Consider the following 26,481-nt stretch of genomic DNA (forward strand, 5'->3'; position numbering starts at 1 on the left):
ACCCTCGCGGTGGCCGTTTTGCTTTCATGGCGGCTTGGCGAAATCGGTCATTGACGCCAACGGGGCAAGGTGATGTGATGCGGGTTCTGTCCCGAATCCGGAGGTGTGTGGTGAACCGTCCTGTCCGTTTCTTCCAGCTATCCTTGATCAGTGCCGTGCTCGGCAGCAGCCTGCTGTGGTCTACCCCGGCGCGGTCTGACGCCGTTGCCCCCGAAGCCGCCTCTGGCTGGACCAGTAAAGCCCCGGTCACCGGCCAGAAGATGATGCTGGTCACGGCCAACCCGCTGGCGACCGAGGCCGGCATGGCCGTATTGCGCCGTGGCGGCAGTGTGATTGATGCCGCCATCGCGGCACAGGCCATGCTGGGCCTGACCGAGCCGCAATCCTCCGGCGTCGGTGGCGGTGCCTTTCTGGTGCATTTTGATGGCGGCAAGGTGACCACCTTTGATGGTCGCGAAACCGCCCCCGCAGCCGCCAAGCCGGAGCGTTTTCTCGACCAGACGGGCAAGGCGATGTCCTTCTACGATGCGGTAGTGGGTGGTCGCTCGGTTGGCGTCCCCGGTGCCATTGCGGCACTGGAGCTGGCGCACAAGCGCTATGGCAAGCTACCGTGGAACAGCCTGTTTGACGACGCCATCCGCCGCGCAGAAGAAGGCTTCCCCATCTCGCCGCGCCTGTATACTCTGCTGAAAGGGGAAAACTACCTCAAGCTGGCGGAGCCCGCCCGCAGCTATTTCTATCAGGCCGATGGTAGCCCCAAATCTCAGGGCAGCCTGCTGCGCAATTCGGAATATGCGGCCACCCTGCGCGAGATTGCCAAGCGCGGCTCGGCTGCGCTGTACAGTGGCCCGATTGCCGAAGACATGCTCAAGGCCATCAGCAGCCACCCGAGCAACCCGGGCGACATGACGCTGGCCGACCTGCAAGCTTACCGCGCCAAGGAGCGCGCGCCAGTATGCGGCAGCTACCGCAGCTTTAGCATTTGCGGCATGGGCGCACCCAGCTCCGGTGGCATTGCGGTGCTGCAGATGCTCAAGCTGATGGAGCGCTTCCCACTGGCCAGCCAGCAGCCGCTCTCCGTCGAATCCGGCCACCTGTTTGCCGAAGCCGGGCGGCTGGCGTTTGCGGACCGTGGCAAGTATCTGGGCGACCCGGATTTTGTTCCTGTTCCGACGGCAGGCCTGCTGGACCCGGCTTACCTGACCCAGCGCAGCCAGCTGATTGACCCGACCAAGAGCATGGGCAAGGCCAACCCCGGCACTCCACCCGGCGCAGTGGTGGCGCTGGGCAAGGACAATGCCATCGAGCTGCCCTCTACCAGCCATATTGTGGCGGTAGACAAGGAGGGGCATGCCCTGTCGATGACCACCACCATTGAGGATGCCTTCGGCAGCCGCATCATGGTGCGTGGCTTCTTGCTCAACAACCAGCTGACCGACTTCTCCTTCAGCCCCACCGACAACGGTCAGCCGGTCGCCAACCGGGTAGAACCCGGCAAGCGCCCACGCAGTTCGATGTCGCCCGTGCTGGTGTTCGATTCGTCAGGACAGCTTTACGCAGCAGCCGGTTCGCCCGGCGGCTCCAACATCATCAACTATGTCGCGCAGACGCTGGTCGGCCTGCTGGACTGGAAGCTGGACCCGCAACAAGCGGTTTCCATGCCGCACTATGGCAACCGCAATGGCGCCACCGAGCTGGAAAAGGACCAGAAGCTGGAAGGGCTGGCCGAGCAGCTGAAGGCCAAAGGCCATGAGGTCAAGCTGATCGAGATGACCAGTGGCCTCTCTGCCATTGTCCGTACCAGCAAGGGCTGGGTTGGTGGTGCCGACCCGCGGCGGGAAGGCGTAGTCGCTGCCGAGTAAGTGAACCCGCCCGCCGGGCCTCGCCTGGCGGGCGGGTACCTCAGCCTTGACTCAGGCTGGTCCAGTCACAGCGCGCACCCAGCTTCTGCAGGCTGCGCGCCAGCCGTTCGATCACCTGGAAATTGGCTTGCTCGGCCTGCAATACCACCGTGAGCTCTCCCCGCTCGGCATCACTGCTGTCCTGCAGGGAAAGGATGCGCAGCTGCAGTGTCTCGGCCTGCCGCAGCAATTGCTGGCGGCATTCGACCAAGCCCGTCAGCGGCAGCCGTACCCTCAATTGGTAACGGCTGTTGCTGGCTTCACTCAGCCCCATCGACATGTCCATCTGCACCGCGACCCGGTGCAGCACAATATTGGCCAGCACAATCACCGCCGTGGCAGCCGATGCCTCACGCCAGGCACCGCTGCCGCACAGCACACCGACGGCAGCGGCACACCACAGCGTCGCCGCGGTGTTCAGCCCCTTGATGGTGATGCCGTCGCGGAACATCACCCCGGCCCCCAGAAAACCAATGCCGGTCACCACTTGCGCCGCAATGCGGCTGCTACCCGGCTCACCGCTGAAGAACGGCGTCGCACCGACAAACAGAGTTGCGCCGACACACACCAGCGCATTGGTTTTCAAACCGGCCAGCCGGTGCCGCCACTGCCGCTCGGCACCAATCAGGGAGCCCAGCAGCAAGGCCAGCAGGGCGTGCAACAAAAAGGTCATCAGGTCCATATGTGCAGTGTAGCGTCTGTCATGGCGCACGTCAGGCCAGCATCAGCACCGTGTGAGGCAGATCAAAGCGCTAGCTTGCGGTGCCCCAGCCAAACTGCCGCAGGTCGATGCGGCCACTGGTGGAGAACACCACCCCTTCCGCTTCCAGAAGCACGCGTTGCAGCTCGTCACTGCCGTCCAGCCCGCGCGGGCTGATGCGGCCTGCCGCATTGACCACCCGGTGCCAGGGCAGGTCTGGATCACAGGCATCCTGCAACACCTTGCCGACCAGGCGAGCACGCCGCGGCAAACCGGCGAGCAGGGCGACCTGGCCATAGCTGGCCACTCGCCCGCAGGGGATGGTGGCCACCACCTGCAGGATGGCCGTGTGAGGCGTCAAGGCCGGCTTATTTTTCGACCTGGGAGACATCGCGCACCGCGCCAGTCGCAGCGCTGGTGGTCATCGCCGCGTAGGCGCGCAGCGCAGCCGAGACGGTACGCTCACGGTTGAGCGGTTTCCAGCCCGCCTTGCCCTTGGCGTCCATCGCTTGTCGCCGCGCCGCCAACGTGGCTTCCGGCACGGCCAGGTGTATGGTCCGCTGCGGAATGTTGATCTCGATGGTATCCCCCTCTTCCACCAGACCAATGGCGCCACCTTCGGCGGCTTCCGGACTGGCGTGACCAATGGAGAGACCCGAGGTCCCGCCCGAGAAGCGGCCATCGGTCAACAGCGCGCACGCCTTGCCCAGCCCTTTGGACTTCAGGTAACTGGTCGGGTACAGCATTTCCTGCATGCCGGGGCCACCCTTGGGGCCTTCATAGCGGATCACCACCACATCACCGGCCACGATCTGGTCACCCAGAATGGCCGCCACTGCCGCATCCTGGCTCTCGAAAATACGGGCACGGCCGGTAAAGCAGAGGATGGACTCGTCCACCCCGGCGGTTTTGACGATGCAGCCGTCTTCCGCAATATTGCCGTACAGCACGGCCAGACCACCGTCCTGACTGTAGGCATGCTCACGGCTACGGATACAGCCGTTAGCACGGTCATTGTCCAGATCGGGGTAACGCATCGACTGCGAGAAGGCGATGGTGGTCGCCACTCCGCCCGGGGCAGCACGGTAGAAGGTACGGGTGTCGTCACTGCAGCTGTCACGCATGATGTCAAAGCGGTTCAGCGCCTCGCCCATGCTCGGGCTGTGCACGGTTGGCACCTCGCGCTGGATCAGCCCAGCGCGATCGAGTTCACCCAGAATGCCCATCACGCCACCGGCACGGTGCACATCTTCCATATGGTACTTCTGCGTGGCAGGGGCCACCTTGCTCAGGCAGGGCACCCGGCGTGAAATGCGGTCAATATCCTGCATGTTGAACGGCACACCGGCTTCATGAGCCGCCGCCAGCAGGTGCAGCACGGTGTTGGTGGAGCCACCCATGGCCACGTCCAGGCTCATGGCATTCTCGAACGCCGCCTGGGTGGCGATATTGCGCGGCAGTACCGAGGCATCGTCCTGCTCATAGTAGCGCTTGGCCAGCTCCACAATCAGGCGACCCGCCTGCAGGAACAATTGCTTGCGGTCGCCGTGGGTGGCCAGCGTGGAGCCATTGCCCGGCAGGCTGAGGCCCAGCGCCTCGGTCAGGCAGTTCATCGAGTTGGCGGTGAACATGCCGGAGCAGGAGCCGCAGGTCGGACAGGCCGAGCGCTCGATGCTGGCCACGTCGGCATCGCTCACCTTGCTGTCGGCAGCCTCGACCATGGCATCCACCAAGTCCAGCTTGCGTACACCTCCATTCCAGTTGACCTTGCCGGCCTCCATCGGGCCGCCTGACACGAACACCACCGGAATATTCAGCCGCAGCGCCGCCATCAGCATGCCGGGGGTGATCTTGTCGCAATTGGAAATACACACCAGCGCGTCTGCGGTATGCGCATTGACCATGTACTCAACCGAGTCGGCAATCAGGTCACGGCTGGGCAGGCTGTACAGCATGCCGCCATGGCCCATGGCAATACCATCATCCACGGCGATGGTATTGAACTCTTTGGCGACCCCGCCTGCTTTTTCAATCTCGCGCGCCACCAGCTGACCCAGGTTCTGCAGATGCACATGACCCGGCACAAACTGGGTAAAGGAGTTGGCGATGGCGATGATCGGCTTTTCGAAATCGGCATCCTGCATGCCGGTGGCGCGCCACAGGGCACGTGCTCCGGCCATGTTGCGACCAGCGGTGGAAGTACGGGAACGGTATTGCGGCATGATGATTCACTCTGTCGTAGCACGGATATGCAGCAGCACGCCGAAGGCGGCTGCCAGCCGGAAACCGGATACTTGTGGTATCCGTGGCGACGGTCACATGCCGTACACCGAGAAACGGGTATAATCCCCCGATTCTAAAAGAAAAGCGACTTGCACGCATGCTCAATCACGCCGACCTCGGATTCCAGCCGATCGCGTTTCAGGTAGGCCCGCTTGCCGTTCACTGGTACGGGCTGATGTACTTTACAGCTTTCCTGCTATTTCTCGGCCTCGGGCGGCTACGCCTGCGCCAGATGAAGCATCTGGAGCTGACATCCCGCGACCTGGACGACCTGCTGTTCTACGGCGCGCTGGGAGTTATCCTCGGCGGGCGGCTGGGCTATGTGCTGTTCTACAAGTTTTCCGACTATCTGACCCAGCCCCTGAATATTTTCAAAGTGTGGGAAGGCGGCATGTCTTTCCACGGTGGCATGCTGGGTGTGTTCCTCGCCACCTTGCTGTTTGCCCGCAAGAAGAAGCTGACCTGGCTGACGGTGACCGACTTCATCGCCCCGACCGTGCCCATGGGCCTGATGGTGGGGCGCTTTGGCAACTTCATCAATGGTGAACTGTGGGGCCGGGTGGCGTCGGCAGAGCTGCCCTGGGCGATGTTGTTCCCCGGTGCGCGCAGCGATGACGCCAGCTACCTGATGGCACACCCGGAGTGGAATACATTCTTTGCGCAATATGGCAGCCTGCCGCGCCACCCCTCGCAACTGTATGAAATGGCGCTGGAAGGCCTGCTGCTGTTCATCCTGCTGTGGCTGTACGCCCGCAAAGCACGTCCGACTGGTGCTGTGTCCGCACTGTTCATGATCGGCTATGGCAGCTTCCGCTTCATTGCCGAGTTTGCCCGTGAACCGGACAACTTCCTTGGCCTGTTGCGATTTAGCCTGTCCATGGGCCAATGGCTGTCCTTGCCGATGGTGTTGATCGGCCTGTGGATGTGGTGGGCGTCACACAATCAGAAGCCGGGACGACGCATGGTCCGGTGAACACGGCAAAGACAGACTCGCAGGGGGCTGCCCCTGGACATCTTGGGAGCGGAAGTTGACATCTTCACCGACGCCTGGCTATTTCAGCCGTTATGGGCGTGGCATCGTGACCACGCTCGTCTGCGGCGCTGCCTTGCTGCTTGCCGTACTATCACTGCTGATAGCGCACTTCACCGTCCCGGCTTTTGCGGAGCTGTTCCAGTCCTTCGGCAGTGACCTGCCCGCCATCACTCGCATCGTGTTTGCCTACGGCAAGCTGATTGCGCTGCTGCTGGTGGTTCTGGTGCTGGCCGGCGGGCTCAATGTGCTGCTCTCGCGGCAACAGGAGAAAACGCAGCAAGATCAGGCGTTTTACCTTGCCTGTGTCTTGCTGGTGCTCACGTTTCTGTGGGTCGGCCTGATAGGGGTGGCGTGCTATGCCCCGATCTGGGCAATGGGGGCAGTGGTCTAAGGACGGGCATCGTACCGCATGGCTGGCGGGAGACACCGCCTCATACTGTGGGGATGGAACAACAGGGGCCAGGCCTCATTGCCTATTTCTTACCCTGCTCAGTCGTCGTCTTGAGTATGTACTTGCAAGGTCACGGCCGGATTCACGAATTGCGCCCCGGCCAACAACTTGTCGTAAAGCTGCGGGTCATGCCATTCGGCTTTCACCTGGTCTGAGAACACGATGTCCTGCAGGCGGATGGTGCCCATGCGCGGGTTGTAGGCGTCTTCACGGAAGCATTGTGCATAGCCAGTTTCCGTCTCATGGGCGATGATGGAGTGCAGCTTCACATCGGCCTCCCCGTTGACCATCACCGTCTGCTGCAGCAGCGCATCAATCATCACGAAAAACACCCGGCTGAACTGCTCGGCGCTCGGCGATACCGGCATGGCAATCCAGCGTGCCGAGAAGCGCTGGCACAGGTCGATGTAGTCGGCCTCGTCACGATCCCAATAGGTGACCGCGTGATCAAACGCATCCACCAGATCACGGATACTGCCCTTCATCAGCCCGAAGTCGTACACCATCTGGCCATGATCCAGCGCGTGCGCCTCCAGCAGCACTTCCACCTTGTAGCTGTGGCCATGAATGGAGCGACGGCAGCGGTCGCTGGAACAATTGCGCACGATGTGCGCACTCTCAAAACCGAATTTCTTGCGTATCAGCATGATGCCTCCTGCGGTCCGCGCCGCACCCAGCCGACCCGGGTCAGGGCCGCAATATTTCGCACCACCGCATCGACAAAGGCCGGGCGGTGACGGGCGCGGCTGATCCACACCGTGCGCATGCCCAGCCGCTTGGCGGTGCGCAGGTTATCCAGACTGTCTTCCACCATGATCATGCTGCCAGGTGATACCGCCAGCTGCTGCATGATGCGGCGATAGCCCGACGGCGCAGGTTTGGGCTGCAGCCGCACATCCTCAATGCCCCACACCGACTCAAACTGCCGCTCGATTCCAGCCCGCTGCAAGATACCATCCACATAATGCCGGGGCGCATTGCTGAACAGCACCTTGCGTCCGCGCAGCCGCGCCAGGTGGCGTGGCAGGCCCGGCTCATGCTGCAGGCAATCCAGCAGCTCGTGCAAGGGGTGGGTTTCGCGCAGAAAATGCGCCGAATCCACGCCATGATGCCGGATCAGGCCACGCAAGGTCGCCCCATAGTGTTTCCAGTAGCGGTCACGCAGGGCCTGCGCCCCTTGCTCATCCAGCCCCAGATGGCGCTGCAGGTAGCGCGACATTTCCAGACTGATGCGCGGGAAAATCTGGCTACCGGCATCATGCAGGGTATTGTCCAGATCAAAGATCCACAACCACTCTGCCATTCAGCGTGCCCGGATCATGGTGCCGACCCCGGCGTCGGTCAGGATTTCCAGCAGCAGCGCATGTTTCACTCGGCCATCAATGATGTGCACCGAGGGCACACCCGCACGCGCCGCGTCCAGTGCCGAGCTGATCTTCGGCAGCATGCCGCCGGACAGGGTGCCATCCGCCACCAGCTCATCCACGCGTGATGGCGTCAGGCCGGTCAGCAGATTGCCCTGCTTGTCGAGCACCCCTGGCGTATTGGTCATCAGGATCAGTTTTTCTGCGCCCAACGTTTCCGCCAGCTTGCCCGCTACCAGATCGGCATTGATATTGTAGGCTTCGCCTTGCTCACCCACCCCCACCGGCGCAATCACCGGGATGAAATCGCCGCTGTCTAGCAAGGCCACCAGTTCCGGATTGATATCGGCCACTTCGCCCACCTGACCAATGTCCAGCGGGGTGTCGTTTTGCTCATCCGGCAGGTAAAGCTTGCGGGCACGGATCATGTCGCCATCCTTGCCGGTCAGGCCGACTGCACGTCCACCATGCTTGTTGATGAGGCTGACAATCTCTTTATTGACCAGTCCACCCAGTACCATTTCCACAATGTCCATGGTCTCGGCATCGGTCACCCGCATGCCCTGCACAAACTCGCCCTGCTTGCCCACACGCGCCAGCAGATCGTTAATCTGCGGCCCGCCGCCGTGCACCACCACCGGGTTCATGCCCACCAGCTTCAGCAGTACCACGTCCTGGGCAAAGCCTTCTTTCAGCTGCGGATCGGTCATCGCATTGCCACCGTACTTAATGACAATGGTCTTGTCCGCAAAGCGGCGGATATACGGCAGCGCCTCTGCCAGAATGCCGGCTTTTTGCTGGGCATCAATGTTCGGGGTGTCCATGCGTCCTCCATCAAGTCATGCCCGCATTGTACCGGAAGCGTGCGTAGCGTGCCGGTTCGCCCCCACTTGTCAAGCGGCGGATATTCGGGTTATGTTGAAAAAACCATGTGTGCCTTTTCCCGCCACTTCCTGCTGATTTCCCTGCGCGCCAGCCTGCTGCTGGCGCTGCTGCGCTGCGCGCGCACATAACTCCCCCTCCCCACAATTTGTGCTTTACCTCCGGCCCGACCTGACCGGTCTGGCTGGTTTTTGCTGTGTTGTTCCATGACCTGGAGAACCCACCATGCAGTCTGCTGTACACAAGTACCCCCCCCAACCCGTCTTGGCCTTACCGGATCGGCAATGGCCCAACCGCCAGCTGACCCACCCGCCGATCTGGTGCAGTTCTGACCTGCGCGATGGTAATCAAGCGCTGGCCAACCCAATGAACGGCCACACCAAACTGCGGCTGTTCCGCCTGCTGGTGGCCATGGGTTTCAAAGAAATTGAAGTGGCGTTTCCCAGCGCCTCGCAGACCGATTTCGACTTTGTCCGCCAACTGATTACCGAGGGCGAAGTGCCGGACGATGTCACCCTGATGGTAATTACCCAAGCACGAGGTGAGCTGATCGAACGCACTTTCGACGCGCTGCAGGGTGCGCGCCGCGCCATCGTACACCTGTACAACCCGACCGCCCCGCTGTGGCGCAAAGTGGTGTACGGCAAGGACAAGGGCGGCATTCTGGATCTGGCGGTAACGGCGGCGCAGCAGATCCACCAGCGCGCGTCCCGTCACCCGGAAACCGAGTGGGTGTTCCAGTACTCGCCAGAGACCTTCAGTGCTACCGAACCCGAATTTGCCCGCGACATCTGCAATGCGGTGCTGGACATCTGGCAGCCCACCCCGCAGCACAAGGCCATCATCAACCTGCCCGCCACGGTGGAACTGAGCAGCCCCAATGTCTACGCCGACCAGATCGAGTGGATGCACCGTCATCTGCACGGGCGCGACAGCGTGGTGCTGTCGGTTCACCCGCATAATGACCGGGGCTGCGCGGTTGCCGCCGCCGAACTGGCCCAGCTGGCCGGGGCCGAGCGGGTGGAAGGCTGCCTGTTTGGCAATGGTGAGCGCACCGGCAATGTCGACCTGGTGACGCTGGCGATGAACCTGTACAGCCAGGGCATTGATCCCGGCCTCGATTTTTCGGACATCGACCATATCCGCGACACGGTGTCCGATTGCATCCAGCTGCTGGTGCATCCGCGCCACCCCTACGCCGGCGAGCTGGTCTACACCGCTTTTTCCGGTTCGCATCAGGACGCCATCAAGAAGGGATTTGCCGCGCAGGACCGCGAAGGGCCGTGGGCGGTACCGTATTTGCCGATTGACCCACAGGATGTGGGCCGCAGCTATGAAGCGGTGATTCGAGTCAACAGTCAGTCCGGCAAAGGCGGCAGCGCCTGGCTGCTGCAAGAATGCCACGGTCTGCAGCTACCCCGTGCCTGGCAGGTGGAATTCAGCCAGACGGTACAACAGCACAGCGACCACAGTGGCGTGGAAGTGGACAGCCATACACTGTGGCAATTGTTCCAGCAGCAGTATCTGTCCGCCGGACGCTTCCAGCTGCTGGGCAGCTCGCCCGCTTTGCTTGCGGGAGCGGCAGGTGAACCGCTGCTGCAGTTTCAGGTGCAAGATGGCGAGCAGCCCCTTAGCCTCAGCGCTGAAGGCAATGGCCCGCTCGACGCACTGGTGAACGCCCTGTCCCGCCATCTCGACTGCACACTGGACATCCTCGACTTCCACGAGCATGCCCGCAGCGAGGGTCGTGCAGCGGACGCGGTAGCGTTTGTGGCCCTGTCGGTGGATGGACAGCAGCGCCTCGGTGCCAGCATTCACAGCGACAGTCTGCAAGCGGCCCTGCGGGCGGTTTTCAGTGCGCTGAACCGATGCTGAGGTGACCATGTCGCCATCAAATTCTACATTTTGTCCAATCTTGTGAATGCATCTAGACAATCTTGCAAGTTAAATTTGACAAAATGTCTAACACCCTCTACAGTGGGAACAGCTTTTTGACAGGACAGCACCGTGCAATTGGACATCGAACGTCTGATCAGTGACTTTGGCGGACCGGCCGCATTATGCGAGGCATTTAACCAGGCCTTCCCGGACGATCCTTTGTCACGCGCCGCCATCTACAAATGGCGCGAGCGCGGCAGCATCCCGCTGGCGCAGGTCAACCGCCTGAGCGTGGTTGCCCAGCAACAGGGGCGCAGTTTCAGCATTCACCATTATCTGGCTGCCGAAGGCAGCCCTGCCGTGGCCACCCCGGTGGTCACAGCATCCCAGCCACAGGTATCGAACATGAGCGACCGCCTCTATATTTTTGACACCACCTTGCGCGATGGCGAACAGAGCCCCGGCGCGGCCATGACCAAGGATGAGAAAATCCGCATCGCCCGCCAGCTGGAAAAGCTGGGGGTGGACATCATCGAGGCCGGTTTTGCCGCCGCCAGCCCGGGCGATGCCGATGCCATCCGCGCCATTGCCGAAGTGATCAAGGACTCCACCGTCTGTTCGCTGGCCCGCGCCAACCCGAACGATGTGCGTGCCGCCGGTGAAGCCATCCGCCCGGCCGCACGTGGCCGCATCCACACCTTCATCGCCACCAGCCCGATCCATATGGAGAAGAAGCTGCGCATGACACCGGATCAGGTGGTGGAAGCCGCCGTGGCCGCCGTGAAACTGGCGCGTGAATATACCGACGATGTGGAGTTTTCAGCCGAAGACGCGCTGCGCTCGGACATCGACTTTCTCGCCCGCATTTTCAGTGCCGTGATCGAAGCGGGTGCCACCACCCTGAACGTACCGGATACTGTTGGCTATGCCGTGCCGCAACGTACCGAAGCCTTCTTTCGCGAGCTGATCGGCAAGACCAAAGGGGGCGACAAGGTGATCTGGTCCGCCCACTGCCATAACGACCTCGGCATGGCGGTGGCCAATTCACTCGCTGCGGTACTGGGCGGCGCCCGTCAGGTGGAATGCACCATCAATGGCCTCGGCGAGCGGGCCGGTAACGCCAGCCTGGAAGAAGTGGTGATGGCGGTGAAAACCCGACAGGACATCTTTGGTGTGCACACCGGCGTTGACGCTACCCAGATCGTGCCCAGCAGCAAGCTGGTCTCTACCATCACCGGCTACCCGGTGCAGCCGAACAAGGCCATCGTCGGTGCCAATGCCTTTGCCCACGAATCCGGCATTCATCAGGATGGCGTGCTGAAGCACCGTGAAACCTACGAGATCATGAGCGCAGAGTCGGTCGGCTGGAGTACCAACCGCCTGACGCTGGGCAAGCTGTCTGGCCGCAACGCGTTCCGCACCAAGCTCGAAGCACTGGGCATTGTGCTCGACAGCGAGGAAGCACTGAACACCGCCTTCGCCCGCTTCAAGGAGCTGGCCGACAAGAAACGGGAAATCTTCGACGAAGACCTGCAAGCCCTGGTCAGCGATGAAGCCACCCAACACGAGCACGATGCGCTGAAACTGGTGTCGATGCGTGTGCATACCGAAACCGGCGAAGTGCCGCAGGCTGAGATCGTCATCAGCCAGAACGGCAACGAGCAGCGCGCCGCCAGCAGCGGCTCCGGCCCAGTCGATGCCGCGTTCAAGGCGATCGAGAACCTGATGCAGTCTGGCAGCGAGCTGCTGCTGTACTCGGTCAACGCCATCACCAGTGGTACCGACAGTCAGGGCGAAGTGACGGTACGACTATCCCGCTCGGGACGGGTAGTCAACGGACAAGGCGCAGACACCGACATCGTGGTGGCCAGCGCCAAGGCTTACCTCGACGCACTGGCTCGCCTCGCGGGTCAGGAGCAGAAGGTCAACCCACAGGTTTAGCGGGTTCAGGCCACAAGCCTACCGCGGGCCGGCCACAAGCCGGCCATTTGCTTTTGGGGGACCAGGCACCCGCTCGCTTGAGCGTAGCTCGCAGCCCCGTTACCATGGGGTGAAACGGAGCCACCATGCCTAGCCTGTCACAACTGCCCCACCAGAATCGTTTTGCCCGCCTGCCAGAAGGCTTTTTTGCCTGGCAAGCACCCGATCCCCTGCCCGCCCCCTGGCTGGTCAGCGCCAATCTGGCTGCCGCCCGTTTGCTGGGGCTGGATGAGACAACATTCACCGGTCAGGAATTACTGAATTTGGCCAGCGGCAATCAGCTGCCTGATTGGTGTCAGCCCTTGGCCAGCGCCTATGCCGGCCATCAGTTTGGCGTGTTTGTACCGCAACTGGGTGATGGCCGCGCGCTGTTGCTGGGCGAGGTTCTAGGGCCGGAGGGTCACTGGGAGGTGCAACTGAAGGGCGCAGGCATGACGCCCTTTTCCCGCCATGCCGATGGCCGCGCGGTGTTGCGCTCGTCGATACGGGAATACCTGTGCAGTGAAGCCATGCACGGGCTCGGCATCCCGACCACCCGCGCACTGGCGCTGGTAGGTAGTGACCTGCCGGTCTATCGGGAACGAGCAGAACCTGCTGCCGTGGTGGTGCGGCTGGCCCCCAGTTTTGTCCGCTTTGGCCACTTCGAGTGGTTCTACGCGCGCCAGCAGCACGACTTGCTGCGCCAATTGGCAGACTACGTGATCGACCATGATTGGCCTGACCTGCGCGACACCCCCGCCCCCTACCTGGCCCTGCTGCAACGGGTGATCCAGCGTACCGCGGAGCTGATGGCGGCGTGGCAGGCGGTGGGCTTCTGCCACGGTGTGATGAACAGCGACAACATGTCCATTCTGGGGCTGACGCTGGACTACGGCCCTTTCGGTTTTCTGGACCGCTACGACGCCGGGCACATCTGCAATCACTCCGATCACAGCGGGCGCTATGCGTTTGACCAGCAACCGGGCGTGGCGCTATGGAACCTGCAGATTCTCGCCAGCGTCATGCTGCCACTGTTGGACCGGGACGCCGCCATTGCCGCGCTGGAAGACTATGCACCACAGTTTGAAGCGGCCTGGCTGCAGCGCATGCAAGCCAAACTGGGGCTGGCGGGCAGCCAGCCAGTTGAGCAGGATGCCCCGCTGATTGAGGCCACCTTGCAGCTACTGCAGCAACAGCAGGTGGACTACACCCGGTTCTGGCGCCAACTCAGCCATGTCGGGCGGCAAGCCGGGACGGCGGACTTGAATCTGCGCGCCCTGTTTCAAGACCCAGCCGCTTGCGACGCCTGGCTGCAAGGTTATCGGCAACGGCTGGCCTTGACGTCTGGCCTTGATGACGAGCGACAAGCGGCCATGTGCGCCGCCAATCCCAAGTACATCCTGCGCAATCATCTGGCGGAGCAGGCGATCCGGCAGGCCGAAGATGATCGGGATTTCAGTGAAGTAAACCGCTTGCTGGGCTTGCTGGCCAAGCCGTTTGAGGAACAGCCAGAGCTGGCGCACTATGCAGAGGCACCGCCGGACTGGGCCGCACAAATCTGCGTCAGCTGCTCCAGCTGATCAACGGACAAACAGCTCCAGTGCGCGGTCGGCCACCCCATCAATATCCAGCCGCAGATTGGGGTCGTACCACTGCGCGGTCCAGTTCAGCGCACCAAACACGAACAGGCGGGTGATGCGCACTGAGGTGGGGATCGCGCCTTCGTCCTTCAGCGCCTGCAGGGTTTCATTCCACGACTGCTCATAGCGGTCCCGCAGGTTCACAATGCGAGCCTGCGACTCTTCGGACAGCGATTTCCACTCATACAGCAGCACCGGGATGAAATCGCTGCCCCGCTCGAGCAAGGTCTTGAGATGAGCACGCATCAGCGCGCGCAGCTTCTCACGTGCGGTGTTCACCCCTTGCAGGGCCGTTTCCTGGTCTTGCAATGCCAGTAACAGCCCTTCTTCCATCACCACGAGCAGGATTTCTTCCTTGCTCTTGAAGTAATAGAAAATACTGCCCGATTGCATGCCTACCGCGTTGGCGATGTCGCGCACCGTGGTCCGCTCGAACCCTTTCTCGCGAAACAGGCGGGCGGCAGCACGCACCAGATCGGTACGGCGGTTGGCTTCTTCGTGTGTTTTGACTTTGGCCATATGGTCACGCTGTCAGTGCAGCGCTTGCTTTATCCGGAATATGAGACATGATACCGTAACGTCCGCCGCAACACATGACACAATGCAGCACCAGCCGACACCCGGTCGAACAGACTGGCAGCCAGAACGGGGCAGCTTGTGCAATAATTCCATCAGGTTCACCTGCCAATGTGCCGCTTGCGGTTGAAGAGGAAAAATGACCGACAGCCCCGAAACGGAAAACCCCGTCCCCCTTGCGACCAGCGATGATCTGGCCCGCTATACACTGCATTCCGCCGTGGAAGTGGTGTACGTCCTGCGCACGCTGATCAAGAGCGGACAGATGGTGGCGGTGTATTTCAACCATGGCAAGGATTTCATGCTGACCACCCTGCTGGATGTCGATCCGGCCAAAGGCCAGCTGATTCTGGATTGGGGCGGTAGCGAAGCGACCAATCAGCGTTTCCTCAATAGCGAACGTAATGTGTTTGTCACCTCGCCCGGTGGCGTGAAAATCCAGTTCGTCACCACCCAGGCTCAGCAGGTCAGCTTTAATGGCCGCCCGGCATTTGCCGTTGCGGTGCCGGATACCGCCATCAAATTGCAGCGGCGAGAGTTTTTCCGCTTGGAAACGCCCATCAGCAATCCCTATCTGCTCACGGTGCATGGTCATGAGTCAGGTGAGCAGGTGTTACCCTTGCACGACATCAGCCTGGGGGGCGTCGGTCTCACCGTCGGCAACCCGACCCAGTTCAACTTCCTGGAAGAGTTGCCCGATTGCAAGCTGGACCTGCGGGAGTTCGGCATCCTGCCGCTGGCCTTGCAAGTGCGCAATGTGGTGACCATCGAACATCGCGGCGGTGGCATCAGCCATCGCATGGGTTGCCAGTTCATCTCCCCCCGCTCCAGTGTGCAGAATATTCTGCAGCGTTTCATTGCCCAGCTGGAACGTGAGCGCAATGCCCTGCTGAAACGCTGAACGGGCGGTTTCCCGCCCGCCTCATCAGCTTACATTTCTTGTTAGATCTTGAACTGGGCAATCAGTCGGTCCTGCTCAGTGGCTTGGGCCGACAGCTCATCGCTAAGCCTGCGTACTTGAGTCATGGCCTCATGATTGCTCTCGGTCATGCTGGCGATCTGCTCCACATTGCGGCTGATGATGTCACTGGCCACCCCCTGCTCGGAGATTGCGGTGGAAATATCCGACGCCTTGACCACCGACTGCTCGGCCAGACCACGAATCTGCTGCAGTGAATCCGCCACCGAGGCCGTCAACCCAACACCATGCTGTACCCGGCTGCTGACCTCCTGCATGGAGCCCACCGCCTGGCGGGTATCATCCTGCACCGCAGCGATGATACGGGTGATTTCATTGGTGGCCTGCCCGGTCCGCTCTGCCAGCTTGCGCACCTCATCCGCTACCACCGCAAAACCACGCCCCTGCTCACCGGCTCGCGCAGCTTCAATGGCGGCATTCAGGGCCAGCAAATTGGTTTGATCAGCAATTTCCTTGATCGACTGGGCAATGCCACCGATCTCGATCGAACGCTGGCCGAGTTGATCCACCCCGCGCGACGCATCGGTCACCACCCCGGCAATACCCTGCAGAGCATGGGCGGCCTCGGTGGCCACCTGGCTGCCACTGCTGGCCGCATGTTGCACCTGCTCCACATCGTTGGCCACGCCGCGTGCATTGTCCGACACCACCCGGATACTGACTGACAGCTGCTCCACTGCTGAAGCCGTGGATGCGGCGGCATCCGCCTGCTCGGCGGAAACCGTCTCAACCTGCCCCGCACGCTGGCTCATGCCACCAGCGGCCTGCTTCACCTCCGCTGAGATGCGCTGGCTTTCCTGCAAGGTATTGCGCAAAGCCTGCATCAGGCTACCCAGCGCCTGGGTCATCCGGCCAATTTCATCCTGCGCTTTGGCGATCCACTGGTGGCGCAGGTCGCGCTGGGCTGCGGCCTGTTCCAGATCCGCTTCCATACGCCCCAGCGGCGTACTGATATCCCGGGATATCTTCCAGGCCAAACCCGAACCCAACACCACCGCTGCCAGCAACACCAGCAGGCTCCAGCGGATCGCGGCCTGCTGGCCTGCATTGCGCTCTTCCGTATTGGCTTCAATCTCCTTGAGGGCTGCAGCATAGGCCTTGGTCGTTGCATCTTCCAGCTGGTGGGTCGGTTCACGAACCTTCTTCACCGCCTCATACAGCGCTTTCAGGTCACCCCCCGCACCCATGCCATCTGCCACGCCGCGCATCCCGCCGGCGTAGGCCGACAGCAAGCCACGGAACTGCTCGGCTTGCTGTTTCAGTTTGTCCGCATCGTCTTGCAGCATCGGGTCAGCACTGCTCAATACATTCAGCTGTGCTTCTGCTGCTTTGACCGAATCCTCCCACTTGCCGCGATATTCCTTGACCTTGCCCGCATCCCCCAGACCAGCGTTGATGAGCATGTCTTTCTCAAAGCGGCGCAGATTGCCAACTTCTGCCCTGAAATTCGCCAAGGAGGTCAGCATCACCCGCACCACAGCATCGCTGTGCCCTGCTGCCGCGCCCTGCACCCGCAAACCGCGCCAGCCCAGCAGCCCTACCACCACCAGCATCACCAGCAAGCCCACAAAACCCAAACGTATCTTCTGCCGCAACATGACTGGCATCATGATTATTCCCTCGCCCCGTTATTCCTGCCTGCTGCAGGTTACTTTTTTATCCTAGATGCCTTTGGGAAAAACGAAAGCCTATTTAGTGATCGTGTTTTCCCGTCAAAACCACACTGTGTTCCAGCTGGCAGCTGGCTTCTGGTGCTGACCGCAGCGCCAGGCCGCGCTGCATTGAGTAAATCTCTCATTTGTCATTATTACATTTTTATTAAAACGTTACATTTGAATATTGTATGCAATAAACAGAGGCGAAGGAAGCCGCAATGCCCCAGGCCGAAAGCGCGCGCACTGCAAGCTTGCAAGCACGGCACACAGTGCTGCACCACAGGAGGGGGATAAGGGGATCGGTGACGGGGCTACCCCGATGGCAAAGGTGCGGACACTGCGAAACCGTGCCTCGCGTTACACCGTCCGGCGCCAGCGCCCAGCTGTCAGAAACAGCAGCAGTGCCAGCCACAGCCAGTGGTCCCCCCATCGTAGATAGGGGGTCATTCCGCTGCGAGGCTGCACAGTCGCCTCCACCACTGCTGCGCGGAAGGGCGCAGCCTGCGCGACGACCCGGCCATCAAACTCAATGGCTGCCGTCATGCCGGTATTGGTGGCACGCAGCATGGGGCGGCCCGTCTCCAGGCTGCGAAAGCGGGCAATCTGCAAATGCTGCGGCAAAGCCACTGAATTGCCAAACCAGGCCAGATTGCTGCCATTGACCAGCAGATGCGCATCACGCGCCCCATTGCGCAGTTCATGGCCAAACAGGTCTTCGTAGCAGATGTTGCCTGCAATGCGCAGCCCCCCCAACGTAATGGGTGGCTGCGCAGGCTGACCGGGGGACATGTCCGCAAGCGGAATATGCAAAATGCGCAGCACCCAGCTGCTGAACGGCTGCAGTGGCAGGTATTCGCCGAACGGCACCAAATGCACCTTGCGGTACCACTGTGGCCGCTCGTCTGCTGCCAGCAGCAACATGCTGTTGTAGTAATCCCCGCTCGGCCCACGCTCTGGCAAGCCCAGTAACAAGGCAGCGCCTTTTTGCTGAGCGGTACGCTGCAAGTCCTGCAGATAACCCTGCGGCAGCTGTTCCATCAATAGCGGAAAGGCCGTCTCGGGCAGTATCAGCAAGCGACCGCGCGCTGCATGGATCTGCGACTGATAGACCTCCAGCGACAACCGGGTATTGTCCGGATTCCACTTCAGGTCTTGCGGGATATTGCCTTGCAGCAGGGACACCGAGAGAGGTGCGCCAACTGGCGTGGTCCAGGCAATGTGTTGCCAGCCCCAGCCACTGCCGTAGATCAGCGCAATGAGCAAACCACCGCGACGCCACACCGGGCCGCGCCGGCAGCTCCCCATCCATAGCAGGCCGCCGGCCACCAGCGCCAACAGCAAGCTCACCCCATGCACCCCCAGTACCGAGGCCCAGCCTGCCAGCAGGGTGTCGGTCTGGCTAAAGCCCAGCGACAACCAGGGAAACCCGGTCAATAACACACCACGCAAGGCTTCACACAGGGTCCAGGCCAGCGGCATCAACAGCAGGCAACGCCAGCCAAGCGGCGCTGACTGAGCGGCACGGGCCTGCAACCACCCGGCCAGCGCCGGGTATACCGCCAGATAGACGCAAAACAGAAAGGTACTCAGCGCAGCCAGTGCCGGTGGCATGCCACCATACACCGACATGCTGACATACACCCAGTGCACCCCGCCGAGAAAACTGCCAAGGCCAAACAGAAAACCCAGCCAGGCTGCCCGACGTGGGCTGGGGGCGTGGTGCAACCACAGCCCGAACAGCACGAACAGGGGCAGCGGTGCCAGCCAGCCCACCAGGAAGGGTGCGAAGGTAAACACCGTTGTGCCCCCCGCCAGCAAGGCGAGCAGGGAGGGCATACCGCGGGGCAGTCGGGGCGGTGTCATGGACACCGCGTGATCACGCGGCATCCGGCCCGCCATGGCGCGCACGGCTCACCTGCAGCGAGTACAGGCGACGGCTATCTGCCCGCAACACCTCAAACTGCAGCCCGAACGCCTCAACGCGCTCGCCCCGCTTGGGCAGGTGCCCAAACTGGTGCACCACCAGCCCGCCGATGGTGTCAAACTCGTCGGTGGGCAGGTCAACCCCCAGGGCCTCGTTAAAATCGGCCACTTCGGTGACGGCCTTGACGCGCCAGCTGCCATCACGGTCTTGCAGCAGGTGGTCTTCGGTTTCATCGAAATCGTACTCGTCTTCGATATCACCGATGATTTGCTCGATCACGTCTTCGATCGTCACCAAACCCGCGACACCGCCGTACTCATCCACCACCACCGCCATATGGTTGCGGTTGGCGCGGAACTCCTTCAGCAACACGTTCAGCCGCTTGGATTCCGGGATGAATACCGCCGGACGCAGGCTGTCGCGCAGGTCAAAGCTGTCCGGGTCGACGAAGTAGCGCAGCAGGTCCTTGGCCAGCAGAATGCCAATCACCTGATCGCGGTTGCCTTCGTACACCGGAAAACGGGAATGCCCGGTTTCCAGCACCATCGGCATGAAGCGGGCAATCGGCTCCGCCACGTTAATCGTGTCAATCTGCGCCCGGGGCACCATGATGTCACCTGCGCGCAGGTCGGACACCTGCAGCACCCCCTCGATCATCGACAGGGCGTCAGCATCCATCAGGTTACGTTCAAAGGCAGCGTGCAGCAGTTCGACCAGTTGTTCACGGTCTTCGGGTTCGCGCATCAGGAATGCGGAGAGCCGTTCCAGCCAGGAGTGTTTGGCCGGTGGCTTGGGGGAACCTTCCATTGGGTTGGACAAGCAGGAATGCAGATGTGGCTGATTATACGGTGTAACCTTGCGCGGCGGGCAAGCGATATTTTCATGACAGCGGGGCAGGGACCGCTTCGTACAGTTCGATCGGCAAGCCATCCGGATCGGGCAGGAAGGTAAAGCGGGCACCGGTATAAGGGTCCACCCTTACCGGTTCGCACGACACGCCAGCGGTAGCCAGGTGCTGAATCAGCCCATCCAGATCGCCAACCCGAAACGCCAGGTGGCGCAAACCCAGCGCTTCGGGCCGGCTGGGACGCGCCGGGGCCTGCGGAAAGGTAAACAGCTCCAGCTGGCGACCATCCGGCAGCTGCAGATCCACCTTCCACGAATCGCGCTCGGCACGGTAGTGCGCGGCCCGCTCCCGTAGCCCCAGCAGCTCGACATAGAAATGCCGGGCTGCCGCCAGATCGCTGACGATCAGCGCCACATGGTGGATGCCGCTGAGCCACTCAGTCGTCAATGGCGCGCCCGCCGGATTCGACATAAGGATCGGCAATGCCCAGACCGGCCAGCAGGCGGGTTTCCAGTGCCTCCATCTCCTCGGCTTCGTCGTCCTCCAGGTGGTCATAACCACGCAGGTGCAGCATGCCGTGGATCAGCAAATGGGCGTAGTGGTCGTGCAGGGCCTTGCCCTGTTCTGCCGCTTCACGCGCCACCACCGGTGCACACAGCACAATATCGCCCAACAGCGGCATGCCGTCGATGAGCGGGCCGTCATCGTCGAAGGTAAAGGTCAGCACATTGGTGGCGTAATCCTTGCCCCGGTACTCCCGGTTCAATTGCTGGCCTTCCTCCGCATCGACAATGCGCAGGGTCAGCTCAACTGGCACCGTCTCCGGCAAAGCCACCGTGGCCCAGTCTTGCCACTGCTTGCGGCTGGGCAGATCACGGGCCTTGCTCTCGCACTGCACCGTCAGGTGTAACTGCTTGCGGCTCATGCGCCCTCTCCCTGCCACTGGTCATAGGCGTGGATGATGCGTTGAACCAGTGGGTGGCGCACCACGTCTTCTGCCTGGAAGTGATGGAAGGACAGCCCGCGCACATCCTGCAGAATCTGCTGCACCTCCACCAGGCCACTCTTCTGGCGGCGGTCAAGGTCCACCTGGGTCACGTCACCGGTCACCACCGCCTTGCTGCCAAAGCCAATGCGGGTGAGGAACATCTTCATCTGCTCGGGCGTGGTGTTCTGGGCTTCGTCCAGAATGATGAAGGCGTGATTCAGGGTACGGCCACGCATGAAGGCCAGCGGGGCAATCTCGATCTGGTTGCGCTCAAAGCAGCGCTGCACCTTGTCGAAACCCATCAGGTCGTACAGCGCGTCGTACAGCGGGCGCAAATAGGGGTCGACCTTCTGCACCAGATCTCCGGGCAGGAAGCCCAGCCGCTCGCCAGCCTCCACCGCTGGGCGCACCAGCACCAGACGCTTCACCAGATCGCGCTCCAGCGCGTCCACCGCGCTGGCCACCGCCAGATAAGTCTTACCAGTCCCGGCCGGGCCGATGCCAAAGGTGATGTCGTGCTGCTGGATGGCTTGCAGGTAGCTCACTTGCCGTGCCGTGCGCCCACGCAGGTCGGGGCGGCGGGTGAGCAGAATCGGCCCACGGCTGTCTGGCCCGCCCGCATCCGGGCGCAGCGTTTCCAGTACCCCCAGTTGCACCTCTTCGACCTCGATGGGCCGATTGGCACGGCCATACAGGGTTTCCAGCAGTTCGATGGCCCGCGCGGTTTTATCCGGCGCACCCTCAATGCGGAATTGTTCGGCGCGGCGGTTGATCTGCACCCCCAGCCCGCTTTCCATCTGTCGCAGGTTTTCGTCCAGCGCACCACACAGATTGGCCAGCTTCTGGTTATCGACCGGGGTAAACGCGGTTTCCAGTACCGTCACACACACTCCTTCATGCCGCTTCGTGGGTCACCACCTCACCACGCAAGGTGTTAGGGTTGACCGCCGTGATGCGGATATCGACAAACTGGTTGATCAGGCGCGGGTTGCCGGGGAAGTTCACCGTGCGGTTGTTCTCGGTGCGGCCAAACAGCTCGCTGTCGCTCTTGCGGCTCACCCCCTCCACCAGCACCTTCTGCACGGTGCCCAGCATGCTTTCACTGATCGCACGCGCCTGCTCGTTGATGCGGGCCTGCAGGCGCGCCAGCCGCGCCAGCTTGACCTCTTGCGGGGTATCGTCGGTCAGGTCTGCCGCAGGCGTGCCGGGGCGCGGGCTGTACACGAAGGAGAAGCTCTGGTCGAACCCCATCTCTTCGATCAGCTGCATGGTCTTCTCGAAGTCCGCCTCGGTTTCTCCGGGGAAGCCCACGATGAAATCGGATGACAGGCTGAGGTCCGGCCGCGCCGCTTTCAGCTTGCGTACCAGCGATTTGTACTCCAGCGCGGTGTAGCCCCGCTTCATGTTCATCAGCACCCGGTCCGAACCCGCCTGTACCGGCAGATGGAAGAACGAGGCCACTTTGGGCAGACGGGCAAAGCAGTCGATCAACCGTGGCGTCACTTCCTTCGGGTGGCTGGTGACAAAGCGGATGCGCTCAATGCCGGGGATTTCGTGCACATACTCCAGCAGCAAAGCAAAATCAGCAATCTCGCCATCGCTCATCAGCCCGCGATAGGCGTTGACGTTCTGCCCGAGCAGGGTCACTTCCTTCACCCCTTGCACCGCCAGACCGGCAACTTCGGTCAGCACATCATCAAACGGGCGCGACACTTCTTCGCCACGGGTGTACGGCACCACACAGAAGCTGCAGTACTTGCTGCAGCCCTCCATGATCGACACCATGGCCGTCGCGCCCTGCACCTTGGCCGGTGGCAGGCTGTCGAACTTCTCGATCTCGGGGAAGCTGATGTCCACCTGCGCTTCACCGCTCTGTCGCCGCGCCGCCATCATTTCCGGCAAGCGGTGCAGGGTTTGCGGGCCGAACACCACGTCGACAAACGGCGCACGCTTGACGATGGCCTCGCCTTCCTGCGAGGCCACACAGCCGCCGACGCCAATGATCAGGCCCGGGTTCTGCTGCTTGAGGTGGCGCACCCGCCCCAGATCGGAGAACACCTTTTCCTGCGCCTTTTCCCGCACCGAACAGGTGTTGAACAGGATCACATCGGCTTCGTCCGGATTGTCGGTGGTCGACAAGCCCTCGCTGATGTTCAGCAGATCGGCCATCTTGTCCGAGTCATACTCGTTCATCTGACAGCCAAAGGTCTTGATATACAGTTTCTTGCTCATGCTGCGGACCCTACCCACCAAGGGCGGGCAAATACTTGATTAAATGGGGCGATTTTATCACAAAGCCCCAAGGCGCGCCGTCCGTTCACCCCGCGCGTCGCCCCAATACAGCAAACCACAGCGTCGCCAGCACCCCGGCCAGCACCGAGGCCAGCAGAATGGCGCCCTTGGCCTGCTCCAGTTGCTCAGGCAGCGGATAGGCCAGGCTGGCGATGAAGATCGACATGGTAAAGCCCATCCCCGCCAGCAAGCCAACACCAAACAGGTCACGCCAGCGTGCACCTTCGGGCAGCCGCGCCAAACGGAGCAGCCGCGCCAGCCCGCACAGTAGCAGGATGCCCAAGGGCTTGCCCAGCACCAGCCCGGCGACAATGCCGAGTGCTAGCGGTTGCTGCAGGGTGGTCAGCAGGCTGGCATCCAGATGGATGCCAGCATTGGCGAAGGCAAACAGCGGCATGATCAGAAACGCGACCACGCCGTGCAAGCCATGCTCCAGCCGTTGCAGTGGGGCCTGGATAGCTTCGCAGCCCGCCTCCAGTCCATGCACGATGTTTTGTGCTTCCTGATCGGTGAGCAACAGCGACAGGCGGTTGGGGTCACGCTGTGCCAGATCGTTCAGCAGGCGCTGTGCATCCTTGAGAAACAGCCCCGGCGCCACCTGCGGGCGGGCCGGAATGGCAAACGCCAGCAACACGCCTGCCACCGTGGCGTGCACCCCGGATTGCAGCACCAGATACCACAGGGCCACCCCCGGCAACAGGTAAAACCACAGGCTGCGCACCCCCAGCCGGTTGCCCAGCAGCAGCACCACCCACACCCCACCTGCAGCCAGCAGCATGTCCCACTGCAAGGCACCGCTGTAGAACAGCGCGATGACCAGCACCGCACCCAGGTCATCGGCAATCGCCAGTGCCGCCAGAAACACCCGCAGTGATGGCGGCACCCGGTTGCCCAGCAAGGTCAGCACCCCCAGCGCAAAGGCAATGTCGGTGGCCATCGGCACCCCCCAGCCGTTGGCAGCCGGCGGGTGCGGGTTGAAATACAGATAGAGGGCCGCGGGGACCAGCATGCCACCAATGGCCCCCACCACCGGCAGCGCCGCTTGCCGCAGGCTGGCCAGTTCGCCCACTAGCAACTCTCGCTTGATCTCCAGCCCGACCAGCAGGAAAAACACCGCCATCAGGCCATCATTGATCCAGGCATGCAGCGGCAACTGCAAGCCAAGCCCGGCCAGACTCAACCCGGCCGGCAGCTCCCACAAGGCATGGTAAGCATGCTCCCCACCCAGGTTCACCCACAGCAAGGCGGCGGCTGTCGCCAGCAACAGAACAATACCACTGGCGGCAGACAGCGCCGTGAAGCGTTCGATCGGGGCCACGATGAATCGCAGAATGGTGTGTCGTGTGTCAACCGTCATCACGGCTCCTTTAAATTTCGGGGAGTAGCTTGCCCGTTTCGGCCGCAAACTGTGGCCAGCATTGCATTTCCCTGATCATGGACTAGGTTGAAAAGAAAGTGGTTCCATCTGACTGAATCCCTGTCCGGAGGGTGCAGCATGCTCAAACGTCATATCGCTTCCCGATTGTACTTGCTGGGAGGCTGTCTATTGCTGTTGATTGTACTCACCGGATTGGTCAGCCTCTATAACATGCGCGCCATCAATCAGGATTTTGCCAGCACCTACAATGACCGGGTGGTTCCACTCAAGCAGCTGAAAGTGGTGGCCGACATGTATGCGGTCAACATCGTTGATACCACGCACAAGCTGCGCAATGGCAACCTGAATGCCACGGCAGCCCAGCAAAGCATCGAAACCGCCCGGGCAACCATCGCCAAGGAATGGCAGGCCTATCGCAGCACCTATCTGACGCCAGACGAAGCACGTCTGGCCGGTGAGGCGGACACCCTGATGAAACAGGCGGATACCTCAATCAGCCAGCTGCTGGGCCTCATTCGGCAGAATAATGCAGAGGCTGTGGCTCAATATGCCGCAAAGAACATGTACCCAGTCATCGACCCGGTATCTGGCAAAATCTCTGAACTGATAGACCTGCAGTTACGCGAAGCTCAGCGACTCTATCAGGACGGCGAGCAGCAATACCAACGCACCCTCACCATCAGCATCGGACTGCTGCTGGCAGCGATTGCCATCAGCCTGTTGCTGAGCCGCTGGATCGCCCGCAGCATTGTTGTGCCGCTGAGAACCGCCGTGCATTATGCGCAGACCATCGCACAAGGTGATCTGAGTGCCTTGCCCCCTGCCGCTGGCCAGGATGAAACCGGCCTGTTGCTGACCTCGCTGGGGGTGATGCGGCAACAGCTTCATGCTCTGGTAGAACAGATCAGTAGCTTGGCCAGACAATTGAACGACCAATCCCGACATATGGGCGAATCGGTCAATCATGCCGTCTCGGCTACCGATACCCTGGACGAAGCCACCAGCTCGATTGCGGCAGCGGTTGAGCAGTCCGCCACCAGCATAGCCGTGATCAAGGACAACGCGACACATGCCCGTGAAGGGGTTCAAGCTACCGATAGCGCCGCCCGGCACGCCCTGACCCGGATCGGGGACATGCATCTGGAGCTGGAGCGCTTGAGCCACTCCATCCAGGACTCTGCACAACAGGTACATACCTTGGCCGAGAGCAGTACTGAAATCAATGGCATGGTCAAGGTGATTGCGTCCATCGCCGAGCAAACCAACCTGCTGGCGCTGAATGCCTCCATTGAGGCTGCGCGTGCAGGCGAAATGGGGCGAGGCTTTGCGGTGGTTGCGGACGAGGTTCGCAAACTGGCTGAGCATACCTCCACTGCCACCAGTGACATTACCCAAGTGGTCTCTCGCATTACGCAGCAGACAGGGCAGACCGTGGAACGCATGCAAAACAATGTTCGTCAGGTCAAGGCCACCATGGAAACTGCCACCACCACTCGAGAGCAGTTGAATGCGATTGGCAGCCATGTGCAGGCGGCCTTGAGTTCAGTGTCAGAAATCACCATCGCACTGCAAGAGCAAGTCCAGGCCAATCATCTGGTGGCACAGGATACCGAGCGGGTCGCTGACATGAGCAGCACCAACCATTCCACCCTGCTGCAAGCCAGCGCCACCAGCCACGCCCTTGAGCAACAAAGCACCGCCTTGCTGCAGGCGGTTCAACGATTCCAACTCAGCCGTACTGAATCGTGAAT

At 61.5% G+C, this 26,481-nt stretch carries 23 protein-coding genes; 8 read left to right on the forward strand and 15 right to left on the reverse strand.

The window, feature by feature from the left end; all coding sequences use genetic code 11:
* Positions 1–110: 110 nt before the first annotated feature.
* Positions 111–1,862, forward strand: a complete 1,752-nt coding sequence (gene ggt / locus HF682_RS14310; protein WP_205882090.1) for a gamma-glutamyltransferase — start codon at positions 111–113, stop codon at positions 1,860–1,862.
* A 40-nt stretch (positions 1,863–1,902) separates the two neighbouring features.
* Here the strand turns inward: ggt and HF682_RS14315 are convergent, their stop codons facing one another.
* From HF682_RS14315 to ilvD, 3 genes are all read right to left on the reverse strand, one after another.
* Positions 1,903–2,574: an MgtC/SapB family protein gene (locus HF682_RS14315; protein ID WP_168877996.1), complete on the reverse strand. Its 672-nt coding sequence runs from the start codon at positions 2,572–2,574 to the stop codon at positions 1,903–1,905.
* Between the two features lie 79 nt (positions 2,575–2,653).
* Positions 2,654–2,962 carry an MGMT family protein gene (locus HF682_RS14320; protein ID WP_240947280.1) on the reverse strand — a complete coding sequence of 103 codons (309 nt, stop codon included), beginning with the start codon at positions 2,960–2,962 and terminating at the stop codon, positions 2,654–2,656.
* 7 nt (positions 2,963–2,969) lie between these two features.
* Complete coding sequence (ilvD, locus tag HF682_RS14325) at positions 2,970–4,823, reverse strand: dihydroxy-acid dehydratase (RefSeq protein ID WP_168877998.1); 1,854 nt, start codon at positions 4,821–4,823, stop codon at positions 2,970–2,972.
* Between the two features lie 158 nt (positions 4,824–4,981).
* Between ilvD and lgt the strand changes: the two genes are divergently transcribed.
* Positions 4,982–5,857 (forward strand): prolipoprotein diacylglyceryl transferase, encoded by an 876-nt coding sequence (gene lgt / locus HF682_RS14330; protein WP_168877999.1) that lies wholly within the window; start codon positions 4,982–4,984, stop codon positions 5,855–5,857.
* A gap of 55 nt (positions 5,858–5,912) precedes the next feature.
* Positions 5,913–6,308, forward strand: a complete 396-nt coding sequence (locus HF682_RS14335) for a hypothetical protein (protein ID WP_168878000.1) — start codon at positions 5,913–5,915, stop codon at positions 6,306–6,308.
* A 98-nt stretch (positions 6,309–6,406) separates the two neighbouring features.
* Here HF682_RS14335 and HF682_RS14340 read toward each other — a convergent pair whose 3' ends face one another.
* The 3 genes from HF682_RS14340 to argB are packed head-to-tail and all read right to left on the reverse strand — an operon-like array spanning position 6,407 to position 8,556.
* Entirely contained in the window at positions 6,407–7,015 is a 609-nt protein-coding gene (locus HF682_RS14340; RefSeq protein WP_168878001.1) for a 6-pyruvoyl trahydropterin synthase family protein, read from the reverse strand.
* The gene (locus tag HF682_RS14345; RefSeq protein WP_168878002.1) at positions 7,009–7,671 is read right to left on the reverse strand and encodes a pyrimidine 5'-nucleotidase; all 663 of its coding nucleotides are present in this window, start codon (positions 7,669–7,671) and stop codon (positions 7,009–7,011) included. The genes HF682_RS14340 and HF682_RS14345 overlap by 7 nt, the downstream gene beginning before the upstream one ends.
* Positions 7,672–8,556, reverse strand: coding sequence for an acetylglutamate kinase (gene argB, locus HF682_RS14350; protein ID WP_168878003.1), 885 nt, complete (start codon positions 8,554–8,556; stop codon positions 7,672–7,674).
* Positions 8,557–8,839: 283 nt separating this feature from the next.
* Here argB and leuA point away from each other — a divergent pair, with 283 nt between their 5' ends.
* The 3 genes from leuA to HF682_RS14365 all read left to right on the forward strand — a co-directional run bounded on the left by leuA (position 8,840) and on the right by HF682_RS14365 (position 14,031).
* Positions 8,840–10,489: a 2-isopropylmalate synthase gene (gene leuA, locus HF682_RS14355; protein ID WP_168878004.1), complete on the forward strand. Its 1,650-nt coding sequence runs from the start codon at positions 8,840–8,842 to the stop codon at positions 10,487–10,489.
* A gap of 132 nt (positions 10,490–10,621) precedes the next feature.
* Positions 10,622–12,433, forward strand: coding sequence for a 2-isopropylmalate synthase (locus HF682_RS14360; protein ID WP_168878005.1), 1,812 nt, complete (start codon positions 10,622–10,624; stop codon positions 12,431–12,433).
* A gap of 125 nt (positions 12,434–12,558) precedes the next feature.
* Positions 12,559–14,031 (forward strand): protein adenylyltransferase SelO, encoded by a 1,473-nt coding sequence (locus HF682_RS14365; protein ID WP_168878006.1) that lies wholly within the window; start codon positions 12,559–12,561, stop codon positions 14,029–14,031.
* Here HF682_RS14365 and HF682_RS14370 read toward each other — a convergent pair whose 3' ends face one another.
* Positions 14,032–14,610 (reverse strand): TetR/AcrR family transcriptional regulator, encoded by a 579-nt coding sequence (locus HF682_RS14370; RefSeq protein WP_168878007.1) that lies wholly within the window; start codon positions 14,608–14,610, stop codon positions 14,032–14,034.
* 196 nt (positions 14,611–14,806) lie between these two features.
* Between HF682_RS14370 and HF682_RS14375 the strand changes: the two genes are divergently transcribed.
* Positions 14,807–15,568 (forward strand): flagellar brake protein, encoded by a 762-nt coding sequence (locus HF682_RS14375; RefSeq protein WP_168878008.1) that lies wholly within the window; start codon positions 14,807–14,809, stop codon positions 15,566–15,568.
* 41 nt (positions 15,569–15,609) lie between these two features.
* On the opposite strand, the gene HF682_RS14380 is transcribed toward HF682_RS14375, so the two are convergent.
* From HF682_RS14380 to nhaA, 8 genes are all read right to left on the reverse strand, one after another.
* The gene (locus HF682_RS14380; RefSeq protein WP_205882091.1) at positions 15,610–17,256 is read right to left on the reverse strand and encodes a methyl-accepting chemotaxis protein; all 1,647 of its coding nucleotides are present in this window, start codon (positions 17,254–17,256) and stop codon (positions 15,610–15,612) included.
* Positions 17,257–17,658: 402 nt separating this feature from the next.
* Positions 17,659–19,188: an apolipoprotein N-acyltransferase gene (gene lnt, locus HF682_RS14385; protein WP_168878009.1), complete on the reverse strand. Its 1,530-nt coding sequence runs from the start codon at positions 19,186–19,188 to the stop codon at positions 17,659–17,661.
* Complete coding sequence (locus HF682_RS14390; RefSeq protein ID WP_168878096.1) at positions 19,178–20,032, reverse strand: CorC family transporter; 855 nt, start codon at positions 20,030–20,032, stop codon at positions 19,178–19,180. The genes lnt and HF682_RS14390 overlap by 11 nt, the downstream gene beginning before the upstream one ends.
* A 73-nt stretch (positions 20,033–20,105) precedes the next feature.
* Positions 20,106–20,543 carry an SMU1112c/YaeR family gloxylase I-like metalloprotein gene (gene gloA2, locus HF682_RS14395; RefSeq protein ID WP_168878010.1) on the reverse strand — a complete coding sequence of 146 codons (438 nt, stop codon included), beginning with the start codon at positions 20,541–20,543 and terminating at the stop codon, positions 20,106–20,108.
* Positions 20,509–20,997, reverse strand: coding sequence for an rRNA maturation RNase YbeY (gene ybeY / locus HF682_RS14400; RefSeq protein ID WP_168878011.1), 489 nt, complete (start codon positions 20,995–20,997; stop codon positions 20,509–20,511). Before ybeY ends, gloA2 begins: the two co-directional genes overlap by 35 nt.
* Positions 20,994–21,944: a PhoH family protein gene (locus HF682_RS14405; RefSeq protein ID WP_168878012.1), complete on the reverse strand. Its 951-nt coding sequence runs from the start codon at positions 21,942–21,944 to the stop codon at positions 20,994–20,996. The genes ybeY and HF682_RS14405 overlap by 4 nt, the downstream gene beginning before the upstream one ends.
* A gap of 10 nt (positions 21,945–21,954) precedes the next feature.
* A complete protein-coding gene (miaB, locus tag HF682_RS14410) occupies positions 21,955–23,292 on the reverse strand; it encodes a tRNA (N6-isopentenyl adenosine(37)-C2)-methylthiotransferase MiaB (RefSeq protein ID WP_168878013.1) in 1,338 nt (445 codons plus the stop codon).
* An 85-nt stretch (positions 23,293–23,377) separates the two neighbouring features.
* The gene (gene nhaA, locus HF682_RS14415) at positions 23,378–24,709 is read right to left on the reverse strand and encodes a Na+/H+ antiporter NhaA (RefSeq protein WP_168878014.1); all 1,332 of its coding nucleotides are present in this window, start codon (positions 24,707–24,709) and stop codon (positions 23,378–23,380) included.
* Positions 24,710–24,847: 138 nt separating this feature from the next.
* Here nhaA and HF682_RS14420 point away from each other — a divergent pair, with 138 nt between their 5' ends.
* Positions 24,848–26,479: a methyl-accepting chemotaxis protein gene (locus tag HF682_RS14420; RefSeq protein ID WP_168878015.1), complete on the forward strand. Its 1,632-nt coding sequence runs from the start codon at positions 24,848–24,850 to the stop codon at positions 26,477–26,479.
* Positions 26,480–26,481: the final 2 nt, after the last annotated feature.

This window comes from Leeia aquatica (assembly GCF_012641365.1).
GTDB lineage: Bacteria > Pseudomonadota > Gammaproteobacteria > Burkholderiales > Leeiaceae > Leeia > Leeia aquatica.